This is a genomic window from Psychroflexus curvus, from assembly GCF_020164585.1.
Taxonomy (GTDB): domain Bacteria; phylum Bacteroidota; class Bacteroidia; order Flavobacteriales; family Flavobacteriaceae; genus Psychroflexus; species Psychroflexus curvus.
The window spans coordinates 124,999-144,548 of record NZ_JAIQZF010000004.1 but is presented as its reverse complement, the minus strand read 5'-3'; the positions used below and the strand labels follow the sequence as shown (position 1 = coordinate 144,548).

General features: G+C 35.7%; 21 protein-coding genes. 9 read left to right on the top strand and 12 right to left on the bottom strand.

Features of this window, described 5'->3' with window-relative positions; genetic code table 11:
- Positions 1-58 precede the first annotated feature (58 nt).
- The 9 genes from ric to LB450_RS07150 all read right to left on the bottom strand — a co-directional run bounded on the left by ric (position 59) and on the right by LB450_RS07150 (position 7,948).
- Positions 59-778, bottom strand: a complete 720-nt coding sequence (ric, locus tag LB450_RS07190) for an iron-sulfur cluster repair di-iron protein (RefSeq protein WP_224487242.1) — start codon at positions 776-778, stop codon at positions 59-61.
- 167 nt (positions 779-945) lie between these two features.
- Positions 946-1,728, bottom strand: a complete 783-nt coding sequence (locus LB450_RS07185; protein WP_224487241.1) for an ABC-2 transporter permease — start codon at positions 1,726-1,728, stop codon at positions 946-948.
- Complete coding sequence (locus LB450_RS07180) at positions 1,721-2,428, bottom strand: ABC transporter ATP-binding protein (protein ID WP_224487240.1); 708 nt, start codon at positions 2,426-2,428, stop codon at positions 1,721-1,723. The genes LB450_RS07185 and LB450_RS07180 overlap by 8 nt, the downstream gene beginning before the upstream one ends.
- Positions 2,422-3,669 (bottom strand): nitrous oxide reductase family maturation protein NosD, encoded by a 1,248-nt coding sequence (locus LB450_RS07175; protein WP_224487239.1) that lies wholly within the window; start codon positions 3,667-3,669, stop codon positions 2,422-2,424. The genes LB450_RS07180 and LB450_RS07175 overlap by 7 nt, the downstream gene beginning before the upstream one ends.
- A 1-nt stretch (position 3,670) precedes the next feature.
- Entirely contained in the window at positions 3,671-4,123 is a 453-nt protein-coding gene (locus LB450_RS07170) for a nitrous oxide reductase accessory protein NosL (RefSeq protein ID WP_224487238.1), read from the bottom strand.
- A gap of 1 nt (position 4,124) precedes the next feature.
- Positions 4,125-4,730 carry a hypothetical protein gene (locus tag LB450_RS07165; RefSeq protein ID WP_224487237.1) on the bottom strand — a complete coding sequence of 202 codons (606 nt, stop codon included), beginning with the start codon at positions 4,728-4,730 and terminating at the stop codon, positions 4,125-4,127.
- Positions 4,731-4,812: 82 nt separating this feature from the next.
- Positions 4,813-6,780 (bottom strand): Sec-dependent nitrous-oxide reductase, encoded by a 1,968-nt coding sequence (nosZ, locus tag LB450_RS07160; RefSeq protein WP_224487236.1) that lies wholly within the window; start codon positions 6,778-6,780, stop codon positions 4,813-4,815.
- 33 nt (positions 6,781-6,813) lie between these two features.
- Entirely contained in the window at positions 6,814-7,410 is a 597-nt protein-coding gene (locus LB450_RS07155; RefSeq protein WP_224487235.1) for a fasciclin domain-containing protein, read from the bottom strand.
- A gap of 19 nt (positions 7,411-7,429) precedes the next feature.
- Positions 7,430-7,948, bottom strand: coding sequence for a c-type cytochrome (locus LB450_RS07150; protein ID WP_224487234.1), 519 nt, complete (start codon positions 7,946-7,948; stop codon positions 7,430-7,432).
- Between the two features lie 263 nt (positions 7,949-8,211).
- On the opposite strand from LB450_RS07150, the gene LB450_RS07145 reads away from it, so the two are divergent.
- The 8 genes from LB450_RS07145 to LB450_RS07110 all read left to right on the top strand — a co-directional run bounded on the left by LB450_RS07145 (position 8,212) and on the right by LB450_RS07110 (position 15,368).
- Positions 8,212-8,790: a TetR/AcrR family transcriptional regulator gene (locus tag LB450_RS07145; RefSeq protein WP_224487233.1), complete on the top strand. Its 579-nt coding sequence runs from the start codon at positions 8,212-8,214 to the stop codon at positions 8,788-8,790.
- Positions 8,791-8,841: 51 nt separating this feature from the next.
- Entirely contained in the window at positions 8,842-10,089 is a 1,248-nt protein-coding gene (locus LB450_RS07140; protein ID WP_224487232.1) for a TolC family protein, read from the top strand.
- 1 nt (position 10,090) lies between these two features.
- Positions 10,091-10,972, top strand: a complete 882-nt coding sequence (locus LB450_RS07135; protein WP_224487231.1) for an HlyD family secretion protein — start codon at positions 10,091-10,093, stop codon at positions 10,970-10,972.
- A gap of 70 nt (positions 10,973-11,042) precedes the next feature.
- Complete coding sequence (locus LB450_RS07130; RefSeq protein WP_224487230.1) at positions 11,043-11,483, top strand: hypothetical protein; 441 nt, start codon at positions 11,043-11,045, stop codon at positions 11,481-11,483.
- A 3-nt stretch (positions 11,484-11,486) separates the two neighbouring features.
- A complete protein-coding gene (locus LB450_RS07125) occupies positions 11,487-12,392 on the top strand; it encodes an ABC transporter ATP-binding protein (protein WP_224487229.1) in 906 nt (301 codons plus the stop codon).
- A 4-nt stretch (positions 12,393-12,396) separates the two neighbouring features.
- The gene (locus LB450_RS07120) at positions 12,397-13,116 is read left to right on the top strand and encodes an ABC transporter ATP-binding protein (RefSeq protein ID WP_224487228.1); all 720 of its coding nucleotides are present in this window, start codon (positions 12,397-12,399) and stop codon (positions 13,114-13,116) included.
- On the top strand, positions 13,113-14,219 hold the full coding sequence (locus LB450_RS07115; RefSeq protein WP_224487227.1) for an ABC transporter permease: 1,107 nt from the start codon (positions 13,113-13,115) through the stop codon (positions 14,217-14,219). Before LB450_RS07120 ends, LB450_RS07115 begins: the two co-directional genes overlap by 4 nt.
- A gap of 27 nt (positions 14,220-14,246) precedes the next feature.
- A complete protein-coding gene (locus LB450_RS07110) occupies positions 14,247-15,368 on the top strand; it encodes an ABC transporter permease (RefSeq protein ID WP_224487226.1) in 1,122 nt (373 codons plus the stop codon).
- 67 nt (positions 15,369-15,435) lie between these two features.
- Here LB450_RS07110 and LB450_RS07105 read toward each other — a convergent pair whose 3' ends face one another.
- On the bottom strand, positions 15,436-16,323 hold the full coding sequence (locus LB450_RS07105) for an AraC family transcriptional regulator (RefSeq protein WP_224487225.1): 888 nt from the start codon (positions 16,321-16,323) through the stop codon (positions 15,436-15,438).
- A 226-nt stretch (positions 16,324-16,549) separates the two neighbouring features.
- Here LB450_RS07105 and LB450_RS07100 point away from each other — a divergent pair, with 226 nt between their 5' ends.
- On the top strand, positions 16,550-17,134 hold the full coding sequence (locus LB450_RS07100) for a T9SS type A sorting domain-containing protein (protein WP_224487224.1): 585 nt from the start codon (positions 16,550-16,552) through the stop codon (positions 17,132-17,134).
- A gap of 157 nt (positions 17,135-17,291) precedes the next feature.
- Here the strand turns inward: LB450_RS07100 and LB450_RS07095 are convergent, their stop codons facing one another.
- Entirely contained in the window at positions 17,292-17,687 is a 396-nt protein-coding gene (locus tag LB450_RS07095; RefSeq protein ID WP_224487223.1) for a PUR family DNA/RNA-binding protein, read from the bottom strand.
- A gap of 75 nt (positions 17,688-17,762) precedes the next feature.
- Complete coding sequence (locus LB450_RS07090) at positions 17,763-19,523, bottom strand: ABC transporter ATP-binding protein (protein ID WP_224487222.1); 1,761 nt, start codon at positions 19,521-19,523, stop codon at positions 17,763-17,765.
- Positions 19,524-19,550: the final 27 nt, after the last annotated feature.

Genomic DNA, 19,550 nt, shown 5'->3' with positions numbered 1-19,550 from the left:
TAATTATAAAATAAAACAGACTACTTAAAAATTGCTGGTTCAGGGTCATCAAAACAAACTATGAAAAAATTTTCTTTTCCAGGGCTAAAGCTTTTGGAAAAAGGATATTATTTTCTAAATGTATGTGCAAATGTAAATCATTTTCGAACTCTTCCAGTTTATGAAACATAGCTCTATACGTGTTACAGGCATGTTCTGGCAGGCTATAGTTATGGGTTAAAGATGCGATTTCTTTAAAAAGATCCCCGGCAGCTTCATGTTCGTCTTCCATCATGGCAATAGGGTTTTCAACCGTTCCAAAATGAGGTCGCTCCAGGCTTTCGCCACTTTTAACTGCGCGTTCCATTTTAGCAATGAAAGGGAATAATATCAACTCTTCTTTTTTTAAATGCGGAGTTAATTCATTCGCGACATCAACGAATAAATCTCTAACTCTTATTAATTCCGGATCTGAATCGCCATGTACTTTTGCTACTTTATTGGTATACTGAATAAGTAGTGGAATAGTTTCTTCTACATAGCTGTGGTGCACGTTTTCAATATGTTGTGCCAGGAAATTCAGGTCCCACTTTTTATAGTCATAGCTTCTGCCTTTATCCTTCAGATTGACTATATCGTCAATTAATTCATCCAGTTCAACATGATTTTTTTCACAAGCTTTTGAGACGCTGATACCACCGCCACAACAAAAGTCGATGCCATATTTTTTGAATACGTGGGCTGTGTTAATGTTTTCGCTAACCAGTGCTGCGACAGTTTTATCCTTCAATGAAGTCATGATATGTGTATTTTAATTCAAAATAAAATTACGACTAGATTATGCCTTAGTTTATGATTTGAATCAAGTTGAAGTCATAGTAAAATTCTCTTATGCTTCATTTGGAATAAGACCTCACAGTCCCCAAAGTTTTGGGGACTGTGAGGTCTTGGTGTTGATGTTTTTATTTAAAAATCTTTTTTCTTAGCAACGTGAAGCATTCGCCATAATGGTAAAACTACCCATACTGCCAAAACGCCTAAAGACACTAAACTTCCGGCTATGGTACCGAAAAAGTCTTTAAAAATAGCTCCTGTATAACCCAGTAAAGCGGAGATATCGAGCTTTAGTAAGATTAAAATTCGTGATAAATCAATAGGATTGAAAAGCGTGGCAACCAAAGTAAACTGGTCTAGAGGATATTCCTGAAAGTAGATGAGGGCAATCAAAAAAGCACCATCATAAATGACTGCTAAAAACAACCAAACTAAAATGGCATATCCAAATCCTTTGATTTTATTGGTATTGGTCAGGGCGATATTAAAAGCTAAAGCACTGAAGATAAAGCTTAAAAAAACGGCAACCACAATCAGAATTAAAAAATCAAAAATGACATTGGATTGAAATAAGCCATACAATGCAAAGGGAATGCCTAAGCCTAACAACACGCTTAAAGATAGGGAAGTGGCAACACCCAGGTACTGACCCAAAAATATGGACTTCCTTTTAATAGGCTGTGCTAAAAGGAGTTCTGTAAATTCCTGCGAATCGTAATAATACATGACTCCGAAAATAGTGCCGATGAGCGGCACTAAAACAATCACAACATTGAGCAGTGTGATGATAGCATTTGATAAATCATTATTTAAAAATAACAATACCGAACTCAGAAGTAGATAGAACAGGAAATACACATAACTCCAGCGGCTTCTTATCAAGTCAAAAAAACTGTATTTTAAAATTTTAAGCATGATCGTTTTTTAATAAGTTAGCAATGGCGTATTCAAAATCGGTTTCTTGGGTTGTTGATTTTAATTCATCTATACTTCCATCGAAATAGACTTTACCGTCTAAAATAAAACTGATGTGGTCTGAAATTTCTTCTACAAAACTCATGATGTGAGACGTAATCAGGATGGTTTTCCCATTGTCTTGTTCTTTTTTGAGCAGGTCTTTTAGCTTGATTAAAGACAGAGGATCTAAGCCTGAAGTCGGTTCATCCAAAATAACAAATGGACTATCAAACATAAGACTAAGCACCAGGTTCACTTTTTGTTTATATCCACCGGAAAGATGACTCAGCTTGGTGTCTAGGTAGGGCTTCAATTCAAAATACGTGATCAACTCCTCATCACGAGTTTTTTGATGTCTCAAGTCTTTGATCATCGCAATGATTTCTTTCACTTTTATATTTCCCGGGAAATTGGCGATTTGAGGGAGGTAATCAATGTTTTTTCTATAAGACCAATTGTTTTTGGTAGTGGAGTTACCAACTAAAATATCTCCTTTATTTGAATGACACATCCCAAGCAATATTTTGATTAAGGTGGTTTTTCCGGAACCATTAGGACCTAAAATTGCTGTGGTTTTACCATCTTGGATTTTTAAATTTATGCCCGTAAGCACGTCATTTTTACCAAATTTTTTTTGAATATCTTTAAATTCTACCATTGCACTTCGCTCATTAAGGGTTGTTGGTCGGTAAGGTTTTTTGGGGTAAAAACAGGGGTTACCTTTTCTGAAAAATTGATGATATCTACAAATAGACTTCTCAATAAAATAATGCTTTCGGGCGTTTCGTTTACCAGATAACTAAACAATTTTACAGGACGGTAAGGCACATCTCCATAGTTATCATTATCCAAATCATAACCAGTGTAATCGCTCCAGTAATTAGTATCAAAACTGTTATTGTTCAGTCTTCCAGAGTAGCTTAAATCAAAGTTATTGTAAAGAAAATTATTTTTATAAAACTTGTTTTTGTAGCTGCCTCCTATGAATTTTACAGCATAGCCATTATTGATAAAGTCATTTTCGTAGTAATTTATTCGGGTAGAACCATCTGCAGTGATACCTGTTGTGTTATTTTCAAAAGTATTGTGATAGATTTCGCCATCGCTGATTTCCTTCAGTAACAAACCATAAGAGGCTGTTCCCCAATTTTTTTTAAACACATTATTGTTCATTTGAATGCGTTTAGAAAACATAACGGCAACGCCAGCACTGTTGTTTTGAAACGTATTATAACTGTAGCGATTATCATCGGAAAACATAAAATGCAGTCCGTAGCGCATATTGTCGTGGCTTGTATTGTTCTCAAAAACATTATTGCTTCCAAATTCAATGTAAATCCCATCCCGCATATTGTAAACATCGTTATCTCGCACTTCCAGCTCTTTTGAATTCCAAAGGTGAATGGCGTTTCCAGAACTTGCTTCAGATTGACCAATACCAGAAATATCGTTTTCTTCGATAATGCCCTTGCTGGATTTTTCAATCAGAAATCCAAAGAATGCTTTTTTTAAAGTGATGTTTTTTAGTTTGAAATTGTCACATTTAAAAAGGTAAATCGCCGCATAATCCGATGTGTAACTTACTTCAACGTTTTTTATAGTCAGGTCAGTGATGCTAAAATCATTAGCTTCCACCTTAATCCCATAGCCTTTATGGTCGATATCTATTATGCTGCCTTTTTCACCGTAGAGATGAAGCGATTTCCTGTTGATAAATATATCATGTTCTTTATAAACTCCCTTTTTTATAAAAATGGAATCCCCAGCTTTTGCCTGGTCGACTGCTTGCTGAATCGAAGTAAACTCACAATCCTTAGCACACACCTCCAGGGTTCTGTTTTGTGCATAGCTGAAGTTTAATGCTATAATAAGGCATAAGAGGAAGAAACTTGATTTCATTCTATCGACTTTGATGACTATTCGTATTGATGACTTCCATAAGTTCATTCCATTGATATACTTTACCATCTAATTTTTTTTGTGCTTCTTTAGCCTCAGCTGTAGTTGCAAAAGCAGTTAAGTTAGCTCCCATTGGGCTTGGTAAACTCTTACTGATCAAGTAGGCTGAATTTTCAGCAGGAATCATTTCGCCGGGCTGATTGTAATTAGCCACAAGCAAAGTAGCATTTTCAAACTTTTTCGGTTCTTGCTTAATGTAATTCACCATACATTCAACAGCATCAAACTTGTGTTGCTTTCCTTTTTCAGTCACCATCTGGGCTGAATGCGTTTTTTGAACGATGCTCATGCTGCAATAGTCACATTGATCTTCTCCGTACTTGATTGGTTTTACTGATTTATCGCAGGAGGTAATAGCAATTATTAATAGAGCTAAAAGGGTGTATTTTCTCATATTACTTTGTTTTTTTAAGCCCGATGATGTAAGCTACAAACGTAAGAAACATACCAGCTCCCATCAAAATTGCACCTAATGCCGGATAAGAATGAGCTGTAAAATTTAATATATCTTTAGAACCAAACAAGGGGGGCTTGTAACTTAAGGGATTGCCTTCATCATCTGTCATTTTCATGATGGCTTTTGGATCTAAGTTAGTGCCATAATCGGTCATCCAGTTATTAAAATCGATCATGCCGAGAACACCTAGCACAAGCATAAGAATGAGCCATCCTAAAAACCAGTTGTAGGATATTTTTTTAAAAAAGCCTAGAATTCCAATGATAATGCCCAATATAGCCATACCACCAACGACTTTGGGAAATACAGAAAACTCCCACATTTCATCATCTTTTGGTAATTTACGCATGCCTATATAATGGTTAAGCCCATCTATATTTTGAATATCGTGCTTTTCATGACCTTCAAGTCCGTCGAGGTTGATATACATGCCTATGCCACTTGGATATTGAGGTGCTTCCAGGCTAATGCTCCAAAGGGGATATAAAAATAATCCAAACAATAGGGCAGAGCCAATAATCATGGTAATACTTGCTGTTTTCATAATCTAATTTTTTAATAAAAAAGGGCGAGCAGAGAATTCTACTCGCCCCAGATTGAGTAATCAAAATCAAAACATCAACTTATTACTCATTCCAATCTTCATCTAATTTCCAGCGTAATTTAGTGTTGCTGTTTTTAGCAGAAACTCTTACATAACCTTGCATTTCCTGGTGAAGTGCAGAACAGAAGTCTGTGCAGTAGAAAGGCCAAACTCCTTCGCGTTTTGGTTCCCATACAATGGTTTTAGTTTGTCCGGGCATAATCAAAATCTCTGATGTATTAGCTCCAATCATTGCAAATCCATGAGGAACATCAAAGTCCTGCTCTAGGTTTGTGATATGAAAATACACTTTATCACCAACTTTTATACCTTCAATATTATCGGGTGCAAAATGGCTTCTAACTGTGGTTGCATAAACGTGCACCTCATTGCCATTACGTTCTACACGGGTATTAGCTTCATTTTTTACTGCATACTCATGATTGTTCTCTTCTAACTCATAATATTTTTTAGACTGAGATTTTATTTTATCAGCAGGGATTCCTGCAGCATAGTGAGGTTCACCATGGGTTGGGAAATCGTATATGAGTTTCATTTTATCTCCTGATATATCATATAACTGTGCAGAGTGTTCCAGTTCTGGTCCAACTGGCAGATACCTGTCTTTGGTAATTTTATTTAAACTTACCATATACTTACCATATGGTTTTCTTGAGTTACCACCAGGAATCATCAAGTGTCCAACGGAATAATAGGTAGGTTTTCTATCTAAAACTTCCCAGGTTCCTATTTTCCATTTAACGACTTCAGAAGAGATAAAGAAGGTGGTGTATCCATTTCCTTTACCATCAAATTCAGTATGCAATGGTCCTAAACCACCACTATCTACAACGCCTTCCAAAACAGATTCGAAGCTTAAAATGGGGATACCGTAAGCGTCACCGTCATAATCTTTATCTTCAATAGCTTTCATCATTTTTTCAAAAGAATACACGCTCAATTGAGTAGATAATTTACCATTACCAATGATGTATTGTCCGGATGGATCTACATCTACGCCGTGAGGTGATTTTGGAACCGGCATATAAAACACAGCACCTTCAACTTCGCGAGGATCGACAGAAATAACGCCTTCTTTCATTTCTGTAGTGGCCGTCATTGTTGATTCATCAAACACATTGTGAGCATAAGTGCCAGCTACTTTTTTTCCTCCACCATTTTCTACATATTCTGCAATTTTTTGCCAGTTCACAGCGGCGATAAAGTCTTTATCGTTTTGTGAAGCATTGACCTCTAGCATAGAGTGTGCTTCTTCGGTATTATAGGAAGTAAAAAAGAACCAACCATGAGATTTGTCACGGCCAGGGTGAGCTAAGTCATAATTGAAACCTGGCATATTCAACTGAAAATCTAAATTCATCCGCCCGGTTTCCTGATCGATAGAAATAAAACTCAAAGGGCCTTTGAACTTCCCTTTCATATCGTCAATTGGCATGTCTTTTTGTGGATTTGGAACTGCGAAACGTGTTCCTGCTACAATATACTCTGTGTTTTCAGTCACAAAAGATGAAGCATGGTTACCAGCAGAATTAGGGATTTCGATGATTTCATCGGTTTCAAAAGTGGTCAAGCTAATTCTGGCAATACGTGGAGTGTTGTTTTCGTTGATGAAAATCCAACGCCCATCCAATTCTCCATTGGTTTGAGAAATATCCGGATGGTGAGAATCTCCCCAAGGGATAAATCCGAAAGACGTATTAAGCATAGCTTTAGTCTCTTCAGAATATCCATAACCATTGGTTGGAAATTGAGAAAAAACAGGAATTTCTTTAAACATTCTTCCACTTGGCAGACCATAAACGGTTAAGTTACCAGAATAGCCGCCAGACATAAAGGCGTAAAATTCGTCATGCTCTCCGGGAGCAACGTAGACCTGTTCTGCATTAGAAGATGCCATAGCACCAGAAGAATTGTCGTTTGAATTGTTACCGCAGCCTACTAACAGTAATCCTGCACCTAGACCTAGTAATAGTTTTTGAATTGTTTTCATTGTTTTGATTGTTTATTGTTTTGATTTTAAAATTTAGTTAGTTGGTAATAAAACCTTATCTACAATATGTACCCAGCCGTTGCTGACATTAACGGTGGCGATAATCTTGGCATCACCGATGTAAAGATCTTCTCCTTTTTTAGTCACATCTAAATAAGAGCCATCCGCCATATAAAGCTTCCTGTCTTTCTCTATATTTTTTTCTAGAGTTTTGACTGGGTAATTGCTCGGTGCAACGTGGTGGACTAAAATGTTAGCAAGTTTAGATTTGTTTTCAGGCTTGAGTAAATCTTCCAAAGTGGCTTTGTCTAGTTTGTCAAAAGCCGCATTAGTAGGTGCGAAAACTGTCAGGGGTCCCACATTTACCAAAGCATTTTCAACTCCTGCAGCCTGGACAGCTGTAACCAAAGTGGTGTGATCTTCAGAACCCACTGCCAGTTGAAGGGCATTTGGATCTCCTTCATTATCTTCAATAAAAGCCTGTCCTTTATTGGAAGAAGAAACTTCGCTTGAGTTTGTTTTATCTTCTGTGGATTGGTCAGAACTTTTCGAATTATTCGAAGAGTTGCAGGCTAACAAGCATACCATTACAAAAACAGAAGCCAGTGATTTAATAAAATGAATGTTCATAGGGTTATATTTAAAGGGATTAATGAGTCTTGTCATATTCTCTGAAGTATTCCAGAATTGCACGAGCGTCTTCTTCAGATACATTTTGATTGGCCATTACTGCCATGTTACTTTCTACGAGTAAGCGTTTTCCGATGGGATCTTTTTTGATCATTTCTTCCGGATTCAAAATCATGTTCATGATCCACTCGGGGCTTCTGCGTTCAGTCACACCACCTTGTGCCGGACCAACAAATTTATTATCCATCTTGTGGCAGGCTGTACACAGATTATTATATACCTTTTTACCCCTGGCGGCCATTTCTTTATTTATGCCTTCGCTTATATCTACCGATTTTATAGGACCGATTCCCAAATTGGCCATATCATCTTCTGCAGAAGTTTCAGATGTTGACTGTGTTGCAGGTTCAGATTTCTTTTCTGTTTTTGACTGCTGACCAACTTTTATCTGGTCCTTTTCTTTTTTTTCTCCGTTTCCACCGCAAGCTATAAGTAAGCCTAGAAGGAAAATAGAAGAGATTTTAATAAGTGGTTTCATATTTCTCTGATTTTAATTACTTCAACAAATCTAAAAATTAAGATATGTTTAATATATGATTAAAATCATAAAGCATGCGGTTAACGAGATTAAATTATATTTAAATATTTAGTTATAAAGGACTTAGGTATCTGTGTTATGCCTTTGGTATTAAATTGATTTACTGAATACATGATATATATCAGTTTTTTGTTAACAATTTAAAAATTTAAATTTTAAAAGATAAAACCTGTGTAGTTTTGTGAGTGAACACTCACTTACTTATGACAAAACGACAATTAGACATCATCAACTCAGCTGGTAAAATTTTAACCGAAGGAGGAATTAGCGGCTTAACTATTAAAAATATTGCGACAGAAATGCAATTTTCTGAAAGTGCCATCTACCGACACTTTAAGGGTAAAGAGGAAATTATTTTGGCTATGCTTAATTATTTGGCTGATGATATGCAGGAGCGCTGTGAAAAAGTAATAGATCAGAATGATTCTGCTGCCCTTCAGCTTAAGAGCTTATTTGCACATCAGATATCCTATTTTAAACAGCATCCCCATTTTGTGAGTGTTGTTTTTTCTGATGGCTTGCTTGAAGAAAGCGAGCGAATAAATAATGCTATAAGGAGGGTAATGAAGGTAAAGCACAATCTGCTTTTGCCGATAATTCAAAATGGTCAGTTAAATGGTGAATTCAATAATGCGATAGAGAGCCAAAATTTAGTTGAAATTATAATGGGAGCCTTTCGTTTACAAATGTTCAAATGGAAATCCTCTGGTTTCCACAGTGATATCGAAGACCATGGAAATGCAATTATTGAAAATCTAATTTCACTTATAAAGAATAATTAAAAAGATCTAATCAGAAATGTTAGTCAATATTTATAAACAAATCAAAAGTCAATGAAAAAGCTTATCCTCATATTCATGTTTTCAGGTTTAGTGGCGCAAGCGCAAGACGTGTTTAGCTTAGATGATTGCTACAACTTGGCAGCAGAAAATTATCCTTTAGTCAAACAAAAAATACTGTTAGAAAATCAATTAGCTACAGAAAACGAAGTGATAGATTCAGAACAGCTACCGCAAGTGAGCTTGTTTTCCAGAGCTAGTTATCAATCGGATATCATCAATCTGGCAATTCCAAATTCTACTTTTCAAGGCCCAAACAAGGATCAATACAGAAATGAATTACAGATCAATCAGTTGATTTATGGCAGTGGTGTGATCGATGCAAAGTCAACTCTTCTTCAAAAAACGAATCAGGCCGAGCAGTTAGCCGTAGATATCAGGTTGTATGAATTGAAGCAACGCATCAATCAAGTCTACTTTTCAATTTTGCTTCATCAGGAAAAAATTGAGTTGCAGGCCAGGCGAAATCAGCAACTTCAACAACAATTGCGAGAAGTGAAATCTGGTGTAGACAATGGAGTTATTGTTGCTTCGGCTCAAGATGCTATCCAGGCGGAATTATTAAAGGTAAAGCAACAGACTACAGAGCTTGAAGGCAATTTGCAATATCTCCTGAAGGCACTATCAAGCTTAATAGGAGTAAAGGTTTCAGATGTAAATCAGTTGCAATTCCAAAAGATTGAAGTTACTGATGAGGGCTCTCTCCAGAGACCAGAATTAAATTTCTACCAGGCCAAAAAAGAAGAACTGACAGCCAGTCAAAATTTGATATCTAAAGAGAACTTACCGCGATTGAATGCCTTTGCCAACGCTGGCTATTCCAATCCAGGATTGAATATGCTGGACAATCAGTTTCAAGACTATGTGTTTGTTGGACTTCAGCTAAACTGGAAAGTTTTCGATTGGAATGCCAATAAAAATAAACGCAAAAGTTTGGACTTCAAGAAAGAAGAACTTTCTGCAGAAGCAGAAACTTTTCAGCTCCAAATCCAGACAAAACTCGATGAACAACTTCAGAAAATAAAAAGTTTAGAGCAAATCATAGAAGATGATGATGCTATTATTGAATTGCGGTTAAAGGTTATGAATGCAACTTATTCGCAGCTCAAAAATGGATCGATAACCGCTTCCACGTTTTTGGCCGAGCAAACTCAATTTTATGAAAGTGAAAGTTCAAAGCTGATACATCAAATTGAATTGGTGCTTGCTAAACAAAATTATAACACCATTAAAGGATACTAACATGAAAACGATATCAAAACTCCTATTCTTACCTCTGCTATTTATTTTTACATCGTGTTCTACCGATGAAAAAGCAGATGCTTACGGAAATTTTGAAACTACAAGTGTATTGGTTTCTGCAGAAAACACAGCCAAAATCATGGCGCTTAATGTAGATGAAGGGACCCAGCTTAATAAAAATCAAATGGTGGGTTACCAGGATACCATAACGCTGCATCTCAAAAAACAGAATCTTAAGGCAAAGAAGGAAGTTATACAAGCCAATTCTGCCAGTGTACTGGCAGAAATCGACGTGCTTTCTGCAAGAGTGAAAACTGCCAAAATAAATCGAAATCGAATTGAGCAAATGCTTAGTGACAATGCGGCAACTCAACAACAATTAGACAATATTCAAGGAGAAATTAATGCTTTACTCCAACAAATAAATAGCGTAAAGTCAAAAAACGTTTCAGTGCTTACTGAGCTTCAGCTCATCGAAATTCAATTGAAAGAATTGGAAGATTTAATTGAAAAAAGCATGATCAAAAGTCCTATGAATGGTCGAGTGCTCAATACCTACGCGGAAGCCTCGGAAGTTGCTCAATATGGCAAACCCTTATTTGAAATAGCTGATTTGTCTAAACTTGAAATTCGAGCTTACATTTCAGAGCCACAATTAACAGAGTTTGTTTTAGGAGACCAGGTGCAAGTGAAAGTCGATTCTCAAGATGGTATGTTGTCTTATGAAGGTCATATCACTTGGATTGCTGATGAAGCTGAATTTACCCCGAAAATCATTCAAACTAAAGAAGAGCGTGTTGCTTTAGTCTATGCGATTAAGGTTGAAGTTGAAAATGATGGTAAACTCAAAATAGGCATGCCAGCTGAAGTTTGGTTAGAATAAATCTGCTAAAATTTTTCATGAATACGATTGTAACATTTTAACTATTGAATTTAATTAAAAAAATAAACCAATGAGAACAATGAAAATTATTGCAACATTTGGAATTGTAAGCCTTGCTTTGTTTGCTTGTAAAAACCAAACCAATGCTGATGAGGCTAAATTTATGGACGAAGCTTGGTTGGATGAAATTGAATTAAACCAAAACGAGCCCTGGAATGCTGACTTAGTCACCAATAACGGCGTAGAAAAGCTGAAGCAAGTTTTGGATGAATTTCAGACCACTTCCTTAAAAGACTATCATCAATTAGCAAATCAATTGATAAATATCAACAATTACATTATAGACAATTGTACGATGGAAGGGGCTTCTCATGATAATCTCCATATTTGGTTACAAGCTTTACTTGAAAAAGTAAGTGAATTAAAACAAGCGAGTTCAGTGGCTGAAGCTGAAGAACTAAAGGCTTCAATTGAGTTTAGTGTCAATCAGTATTCAACTTATTTTCAATAACAGATGAGCCTTCAAATCAGTGATATTTCAAAATCCTTTAAGGACTTAAAAGCTTTAAAACACATTAGTCTTGAGGTCAGGGAAAATGAGCTTTTTGGCTTGATAGGTCCGGACGGTGCAGGTAAAACAACGCTTTTTAGGATTTTGGCAAGTTTACTTTTACCGGACGAAGGGCAGGCAAATGTTGCTGGTTTTGATGTAATTAAAGATTATAAGCAATTGAGAAAAAATATAGGGTATATGCCAGGTAAGTTTTCGCTTTATCAGGATTTGACGGTAGAGGAAAACCTAAACTTTTTTGCTACCATTTTTAACTCCAGCATCGAAGAAAATTACGATTTGATCAAAGATATCTATGTACAGATAGAACCTTTCAAAAAGCGAAAAGCAGGGGATTTATCGGGTGGGATGAAACAAAAACTGGCTTTGAGTTGCGCCTTGATTCATAAACCAAAGGTTTTGTTTTTGGACGAACCTACCACTGGCGTTGACCCGGTATCCAGAAATGAATTTTGGGGCATGTTGAAGAAGCTTCAAAAAAAGGGTATTACCATATTTGTATCGACCCCCTATATGGATGAAGCTGCTTTGTGTGATCGCATAGCCTTTATAAATCAGGGTGAAATTCTTCAGGTTGATACGCCTTCGGCTATTGTCAAAAACTTTGCTAAGCAGGTTTTAAACATTCAAACTCCGTCCATATATAAAGCCTTACGAGTTTTAGGGAGTTATCAACACACGCATAGCATTTATCCTTTTGGGGAGTCCTTACATTATATGGATTCTCGAAAAGATTTTGATTGGAATGAGGTTCTAAATCATCTTAGAAATGAAAAAATCAAAGACGTTGAAGGAGAGTTGATTTCTCCGGAAATTGAAGATGTGTTTATGGAACTCTCAAGAAACTAAACCCATGGAAACAACAATTAAAGCAACGAATCTAACCAAGTCCTTTGGTGATTTTACAGCGGTAGATAAGCTGAATTTTGAAGTTAAAAAAGGTGAAATTTTTGGATTTCTTGGAGCTAACGGTGCAGGAAAAACAACGGCTATGAAAATGCTTATCGGTATTTCCAAACCTACTGCAGGAGATGCTGTTGTTGCTGATTATAAAGTTTCAACTCAAGCGGATTTAGTCAAAAAGAACATTGGCTACATGAGTCAGAAGTTTGCCTTATACGATGATTTAAACATCAAAGAAAACATTCAGTTCTTTGGAGGCATTTATGGGCTGAATGCAAAACTAATTCAGCAGAAATACCAGCAGGTCGTAGATAATTTAGGCTTGGAAAATTACGTAAAGCAGTTAGTAAAAAGCTTACCTCTGGGTTTGAAACAAAAATTAGCTTTTTCGGTAGCCTTGTTACATCAACCCAAAGTCGTGTTTCTGGATGAGCCTACAGGTGGAGTTGACCCCATCACTCGACGCCAATTTTGGGAATTGATCTACGAAGCAGCAGATCGCGGCACCACCATTTTTGTAACCACGCATTATATGGATGAAGCTGAATACTGTGACCGAATTTCTATGATGGTAGATGGTAAAATTAAGGCTTTGGATACATCAAAAGCCCTCAAAAAGGAATTTGGTGCAGAGACATTGAACGAGGTGTTTTTAAAACTTGCCAGATGAAGAAGTTTATAGGATTTGTAAAAAAAGAGTTTTACCATATTTTCAGGGATAAGCGCTCTCTTTTCATCTTATTTGGTATGCCTATCGCTCAGATTTTGCTGTTTGGTTTTGCGATTTCCAATGAAATCAACAACGTTGATATCGCTATTCTTGATAAAGCTGATGATAAAAATTCAAAAGAAATTATAGTCAATCTAAAGGCCTCTAAATATTTCAATGTAATCGATCATCTGCAAAGTGAAAAAGAAATTGAAACCGCATTCCAAAAGGGCAAAGTAAAAGCGGTAGTGACTTTTGACCAGGATTTTGCCAGAAATCTGCAACGTCCTGAAACCAGTAAATTTCAAATCATCACCGATGCTACCAACCCCAATGTAGCCAACACGATAACCAACTACATCAATTCAATAGTCGTAAAATATCAAATGGTGAATTTGCAGCAGGACCCACCGCCACAACTTGTACAATCTGAAAGCAGAATGTTCTTTAATCCAGCCCTTGAAAGTGTTTATATGTTTGTGCCAGGGGTCATGACCGTCATCTTAATGCTGGTTTCAGCCATGATGACTTCCATATCAATTACGCGAGAAAAGGAAGTAGGAACGATGGAAATTTTGCTGGTCTCGCCTTTAAAACCAAGTACAGTAATTGCGGGTAAAGTGGTGCCCTACATTTTTTTATCTCTTATTAATGCGATTGTTATTGTCCTCTTAAGCGTGTTTGTATTTCAGATGCCTATAGAAGGAAGTATATTTTGGCTAGTCACAGCAAGTCTCCTGTTTATAATTACTTCGTTAAGTTTAGGTATTTTGATTTCTACCTTATCCTCAACTCAGCAAACCGCTATGATGATTTCATTGATGGGCCTGATGCTTCCTACAATTCTACTATCAGGTTTTATTTTTCCCATTGAAAGTATGCCTTATCCTTTGCAATTAATCAGTCATATTATTCCTGCCAAATGGTTTATCATCATTATTAAATCAATTATGCTGAAAGGTGTAGGCTTTAGTTTTTTCTGGAAAGAAACACTCATTTTAGTGGTTATGACAATTTTTTTATTGGGTCTTAGCATCAAAAAATACAAGATAAGATTAGCCTAGATCATTCATAGTATTAAAAAGGAAGACATGAAAATTGTATTCATTATCATAAGAAAGGAATTCAAACAAATCTTTAGGAACAAAGCAATGCTTCCTATCATTTTTGTGTTGCCCTTACTTCAGCTTATTATTTTATCGAATGCTGCTACTTATGAGGTGGATAATATTCAAGTGGCTTATATAGATTATGATAAAAGTCTTTCTTCTCGAAAATTGATAGAGCATATAAAAGGGTCTTCGTATTTTGAAAATCCTGTTTATTTTGAATCACCTGCTTTAGCTGAAGAAGCCATACTAAAGGACAAGGTGGATCTAGTTCTAGAAATCCCAAATCATTTTGAAAAAGATATTCAAAATGCCAGTCATCCAAGAGTTGCTGTAAGAATAAATGCAATAGATGGTGCTACAGCTGGAGTCCAGAATGTATATATCCAAAAAATCATTTCAAATTTTAATAAAACTATTCAGTTAGAAAGTTACAACCCAGCTCAACAAAGTCTGAACTATTCAAGCATAGAGAGTGTGACTTCATTTTGGTACAATCAAAATTTGAATTATAAGACGTTGATGGTTCCTGGAATTTTGGTTCTCATCATCACCATGTTGACCTTGTTTCTCTCTAGTATGAATATTGTGCGGGAAAAAGAAATAGGTACCTTAGAACAAATCAATGTCACACCAATTAAAAAATGGCAGTTTATTGTAGGCAAGTTATTTCCATTTTGGATGATTGGATTGGTATTGCTAAGTATTGGATTGCTCATAGCTAAGTTGGTTTTTAACACTCCAATGCTTGGGAGTACTTTGCTGATTTATGCCTATACCAGCCTTTATCTCTTGGTGATTTTGGGAATGGGCTTGTTTATCTCCAACTTTACAGACACTCAACAGCAAGCCATGTTTATTGCCTGGTTTTTTGTAGTGATTTTCATTTTAATGAGTGGCTTATTTACCCCAATTGAAAGTATGCCAGTTTGGGCACAAAACTTAACACAGCTCAATCCTGTAGCTTATTTTGTAGAGATTATGCGCATGATTATGCTTAAAGGCTCTACGTTTAAGGACACTGGTGTCATTTTTATGAAGACTTTTATATATGCTTTAGTTATGAATTTTTTAGCGGTCTGGAGTTATCAGAAAAAGAATTAAAGAATATTAATTTGAAGTATCAATTAACTAAAGGGATCCATAAAGGTAAAACTGATTAGGAATCCTATTAAAATTTTTTGGATACAGAATAATTAAGTTCGTTTCTATACTGAGTGGGCGTGCGGCCAGTAAAGGCTTTAAATTTCTTATTGAAATGACTGAAATTATTGAAACCACTTTCATAACATACATCTAAGATGCTTATCTGCTTTTCATGTAGCATTTTTGCAGCATGGGTAATTCTGTATGAATTCACGAAATCGGTAAAGGTTTTTCTGGTAATTTTTTTGAAATATCTGCAGAAAGCTGGCTTTGTCATATTCACTTTTTCTGAGATTTCATCCAAAGTAATGCTTCGCCGAAATTCCTGCTGCACAAAATTGAAAATTAAATTGATACGTTGATTGTCCTCTAGTTTAGCTTCCAGTAGAAATCCATTGGCATTTAGCAAGGTATAATTTTTGGTTTTTTCCATCATATTAAAAACCTCAAGTAAACCTATAAGTCGCTCTACTGGAGGAGCAGTCTCTAAGGCCTCTATTTTGTGACCAATTTCCCTTTTTGCTTCTCCATGGAAAACAATACCATATTGTGCTCTCTGTAAAAGTTTTTTGATGTTTTTGAGTTCAGGGATTTCAAAAAATGACTTCCCTAAAAATGACGGTAGCATTTGTACTACGGTTTCCTGTTGATTCTTTTCTAAAGTATCTGTGAAGCCACAATGGGGTAAGTTGGAGCCTATGAAAATTAAATTTCCATTCCTATAAAATGAAGCATGACTGCCTACCAGCAATTTTCCAGAACCTTCATTGACATAAACCAATTCCAGCTCTGGATGGTAATGCCAAAACTTATCACTATTGTTTTGATTGTTGGTATTGAACTGTTTATAAGTAAAAGAATTTCCGAAGTTTGGCGCTAGCTTCTCAAGTACAGGTTTTGCATTTTTGTTCATAAAAAGGCATTTAAAGGATTGAATTCACAATTTTTAAATAGAGTTTTTAAAGGTATTAAAACTTCTAATATGTTTCATATTTTAATAATGTAATATTAAAATACGAATTACTGGTTAATATAGCACATCTTTGTGTTTATTTTGAACTTAAATCATTCGATGTTGCCCCTTAACTTTGTCTCGTAAGTTTAAAAGAAAAATGAACATTAACTTAGATACATTAATTATGAGACAATTTATTAACACATTAGCGATTACACTAGTTTTTTTAACCAGCTTTGCAACTTTAGCTACAGAAAATTTTGAAGTTGAAGTCAAGTCAGACCAAATTTTGAATATCAAAATAAGCAACCTCCAAACATCAGATCAGCTTATTTTTAAGGACAGTAATGGTGAGGTTCTGTTTAAGGAACAATCTTTATCTCAGCCCTATACAAGACATATAAGTCTTGAAGACCTTCCAAATGGCACCTATTCCCTTTCATTGGAAGACACTTATATGACTTCTACTAAAACTATTTTCAAAACAAAGTCAGGAATCAGAGTCTCAAATTCTGAAGTTGCTTTTAAGCCTCATTTTCAACTCATGGAGCCTAATTCCAAAAAAGTAAAAGTAGCCTTCGTCAATTCAACCATGCAACCGGCTCAGTTTAAAGTTCTAAACAAAAAAGGACAGGTCATTTTTAATCTAGAAAATAGTGATACGGTATTTAGCAAAACCTTAGATTTTTCTGAAGTTCCATCAGGAAACTATTCAATTGCTGTCAACACTAAGGGCAGAAGCTATTATAAAGATATTACGATTAAATAAATTTATTAGAGGCACAAAAAAACCCGCAAACTTTCATTTGCGGGTTTTTTTGTGCCGTAAATTGACATCTACACTTTAGTGAAAATAATAGATTTCACCGTTACTGATGCCTAATTAAAATCTTAGGGTAGATTTTAAAAATTATTTAATCTAATGTTTATATATCGTCAAAACTTATATTGGTGAAAGCTGTAGCGCTTGTTTTGTCTGCAGATTCTGTTTGAATTGATCCATCAGATTCAACTTCAGAAGGTTTTGTAAAGTCTTTTTGATGACGTTCGCTAATGACTTCCTCCCCTTTTTTATCGATGATAAAGTTGGTAGTTTCCTCCAAAGCTTCTTTAAAGTTTTCGAAATCTTCTTTGTATAAATAAATCTTGTGTTTTCTGTAAAAGAAAGAACCATCATCGTTGGTAAATTTTTTACTCTCCGTTATAGTCAGATAATAATCATCTGCTTTGGTAGATCTTACGTCAAAAAAATAAGTTCTTCTTCCAGCTCTTATCACTTTCGAGAAAATGTCTTCGTTCTTCATCGATCCTTGGTCACTCATAATTTCTTTATTAAATATGATTAAAATAACATTTGTTCAAAAGTCTTAAAAAAAATCAAAAATGCAAATCAATTTTCAATTTTCTTTTTCTGAAAGTTGTTTTTGATACAAGTCTTTATAGTAACCACCTTGAGCGATAAGTTCGGTATGATTTCCTTCCTCTAAAATTTCACCTTCCTCCAGGATGATGATATGATCTGCGTTTTTTGCGGAAGAGGCGCGATGACTCACAACGACTGAAGTCTTGTTGTTAGAGATTTTGTTGAGTTTATTAAATATTTCTTCTTCTGTTTCTGTATCAACAGCAGATAAGCAATCGTCGAATAACACGATTTGTGGGTCTTTTATAATTGCTCTAGCTATGGAGACCCGTTGTTTTTGACCTCCTGAGAGGGTGATGCCACGCTCTCCAAGTACGGTGTCATAACCTTTACTGAATTCAATAATATTATCATGAACAGCAGCGTTTTTAGCTGCATTGATGATGTCTTCTTCTGAAGCATTTGCTTTACCAAACTTAATATTGTCTCGTATAGAACTGCTAAACAAAAAAGCATCTTGTGGCACGTAGCCCAGCTGCTGTCTTAAGCCATCAAGATTATAACTTTCAATAGGTTTACCGTCAATTAGAATTTCACCCTGGTCTACATCATATAAGCGTCCTGTCAATTCCAGAATGGTAGATTTTCCAGATCCTGTTTTACCCATGATAGCCAAAGTTTTTCCTTTCTTCACTTTGAAGGAGACATTATTTAGGGCAACAATATTTGTGTCTTCGTAAGTAAAACTGACGTTTTTAAATTCGATTTCTCCTTTGATAGATTCAGAAGAATTTGGCGAATTATTTTTGACATTTGGTGTTTCACTCAAGAATTCATTGATGCGTTCCTGTGAGGCCTCAGCCCGTTGCACCATGGAGGTAATCCAGCCTACAGAAGCCACAGGCCAGGTCAACATATTGACGTAAAGCAGGAACTCTACAATAACTCCAACGCTTTCTATTTTGCCATCGATATACTGCATACCACCAAAATAGATGACAAACAAGTTACTAAAACCTATCAATAAAATCATAAGGGGGAAGAAAAAGGCTTCAACTTTTACCAGGCTGATATTTTTCTCTTTGCTCTCGTTAGATAATTTCTCAAAATCAGAATTGAAACGGCCTAAAATTCCGTAGGATTTAATCACGGCGATACCGCTAAAACTTTCCTGAGTATAGGTGTTGAGATGGGAAAGAAACTGCTGAATTTCCGCGCTTCTTTTGTTGATGGCGACACTAAGTTTGTAAATAGCAAAAGAAAGTATAGGGAAAGGAACTAAAGTGTATAAGGTGAGCATTGGTGCGGCTTCTATCATAAAATAGATCACGACAACAAAAAGCGTAAGCGTTTGAACGCCATACATCAGGGCTGGTCCTACATACATTCTAACTTTTGAGACATCTTCAGAAATTCTGTTCATCAAATCTCCAGTTCTGTTTCTCTTATAAAAATCAATAGATAGGTTTTGATATTGCGTATAGATTTCATTTTTTAAGTCATATTCTATATATCTGGAAACGACTATAAAGGTTTGACGCATCAGGAATGTGAGAATTGCGGAAGCTAAAGCTGCACCAATAATAAGACCGATATTGATAAGTAATTCTTCTTTAACCTCTGCTATATCTGTTGCATTACCATTTACATAATCCTCTATGGCGTTTGTAGAATTTCTGATAAGTTGAGGTGTAAAAACTGCAAAGACACGTGCACCAATGGTAATTATAAAACCAAGAAGTAACCTGCCTCGGTACTTATATAAGTATTTATTTAGACTTAGTAGAGCCTTCATCCACATTTCACTTTGAAGTTGCAAATG

Excerpts from the sequence above, each read along its gene's own strand:
- ric (WP_224487242.1), bottom strand. The coding sequence starts at position 778 with ATGACTTCATTGAAGGATAAAACTGTCGCAGCACTGGTTAGCGAAAAC.
- LB450_RS07185 (WP_224487241.1), bottom strand. The coding sequence starts at position 1,728 with ATGCTTAAAATTTTAAAATACAGTTTTTTTGACTTGATAAGAAGCCGC.
- LB450_RS07180 (WP_224487240.1), bottom strand. The coding sequence starts at position 2,428 with ATGGTAGAATTTAAAGATATTCAAAAAAAATTTGGTAAAAATGACGTG.
- LB450_RS07175 (WP_224487239.1), bottom strand. The coding sequence starts at position 3,669 with ATGAAATCAAGTTTCTTCCTCTTATGCCTTATTATAGCATTAAACTTC.
- LB450_RS07170 (WP_224487238.1), bottom strand. The coding sequence starts at position 4,123 with ATGAGAAAATACACCCTTTTAGCTCTATTAATAATTGCTATTACCTCC.
- LB450_RS07165 (WP_224487237.1), bottom strand. The coding sequence starts at position 4,730 with ATGAAAACAGCAAGTATTACCATGATTATTGGCTCTGCCCTATTGTTT.
- nosZ (WP_224487236.1), bottom strand. The coding sequence starts at position 6,780 with ATGAAAACAATTCAAAAACTATTACTAGGTCTAGGTGCAGGATTACTG.
- LB450_RS07155 (WP_224487235.1), bottom strand. The coding sequence starts at position 7,410 with ATGAACATTCATTTTATTAAATCACTGGCTTCTGTTTTTGTAATGGTA.
- LB450_RS07150 (WP_224487234.1), bottom strand. The coding sequence starts at position 7,948 with ATGAAACCACTTATTAAAATCTCTTCTATTTTCCTTCTAGGCTTACTT.
- LB450_RS07145 (WP_224487233.1), top strand. The coding sequence starts at position 8,212 with ATGACAAAACGACAATTAGACATCATCAACTCAGCTGGTAAAATTTTA.
- LB450_RS07140 (WP_224487232.1), top strand. The coding sequence starts at position 8,842 with ATGAAAAAGCTTATCCTCATATTCATGTTTTCAGGTTTAGTGGCGCAA.
- LB450_RS07135 (WP_224487231.1), top strand. The coding sequence starts at position 10,091 with ATGAAAACGATATCAAAACTCCTATTCTTACCTCTGCTATTTATTTTT.
- LB450_RS07130 (WP_224487230.1), top strand. The coding sequence starts at position 11,043 with ATGAGAACAATGAAAATTATTGCAACATTTGGAATTGTAAGCCTTGCT.
- LB450_RS07125 (WP_224487229.1), top strand. The coding sequence starts at position 11,487 with ATGAGCCTTCAAATCAGTGATATTTCAAAATCCTTTAAGGACTTAAAA.
- LB450_RS07120 (WP_224487228.1), top strand. The coding sequence starts at position 12,397 with ATGGAAACAACAATTAAAGCAACGAATCTAACCAAGTCCTTTGGTGAT.
- LB450_RS07115 (WP_224487227.1), top strand. The coding sequence starts at position 13,113 with ATGAAGAAGTTTATAGGATTTGTAAAAAAAGAGTTTTACCATATTTTC.
- LB450_RS07110 (WP_224487226.1), top strand. The coding sequence starts at position 14,247 with ATGAAAATTGTATTCATTATCATAAGAAAGGAATTCAAACAAATCTTT.
- LB450_RS07105 (WP_224487225.1), bottom strand. The coding sequence starts at position 16,323 with ATGAACAAAAATGCAAAACCTGTACTTGAGAAGCTAGCGCCAAACTTC.
- LB450_RS07100 (WP_224487224.1), top strand. The coding sequence starts at position 16,550 with ATGAGACAATTTATTAACACATTAGCGATTACACTAGTTTTTTTAACC.
- LB450_RS07095 (WP_224487223.1), bottom strand. The coding sequence starts at position 17,687 with ATGAGTGACCAAGGATCGATGAAGAACGAAGACATTTTCTCGAAAGTG.
- LB450_RS07090 (WP_224487222.1), bottom strand. The coding sequence starts at position 19,523 with ATGAAGGCTCTACTAAGTCTAAATAAATACTTATATAAGTACCGAGGC.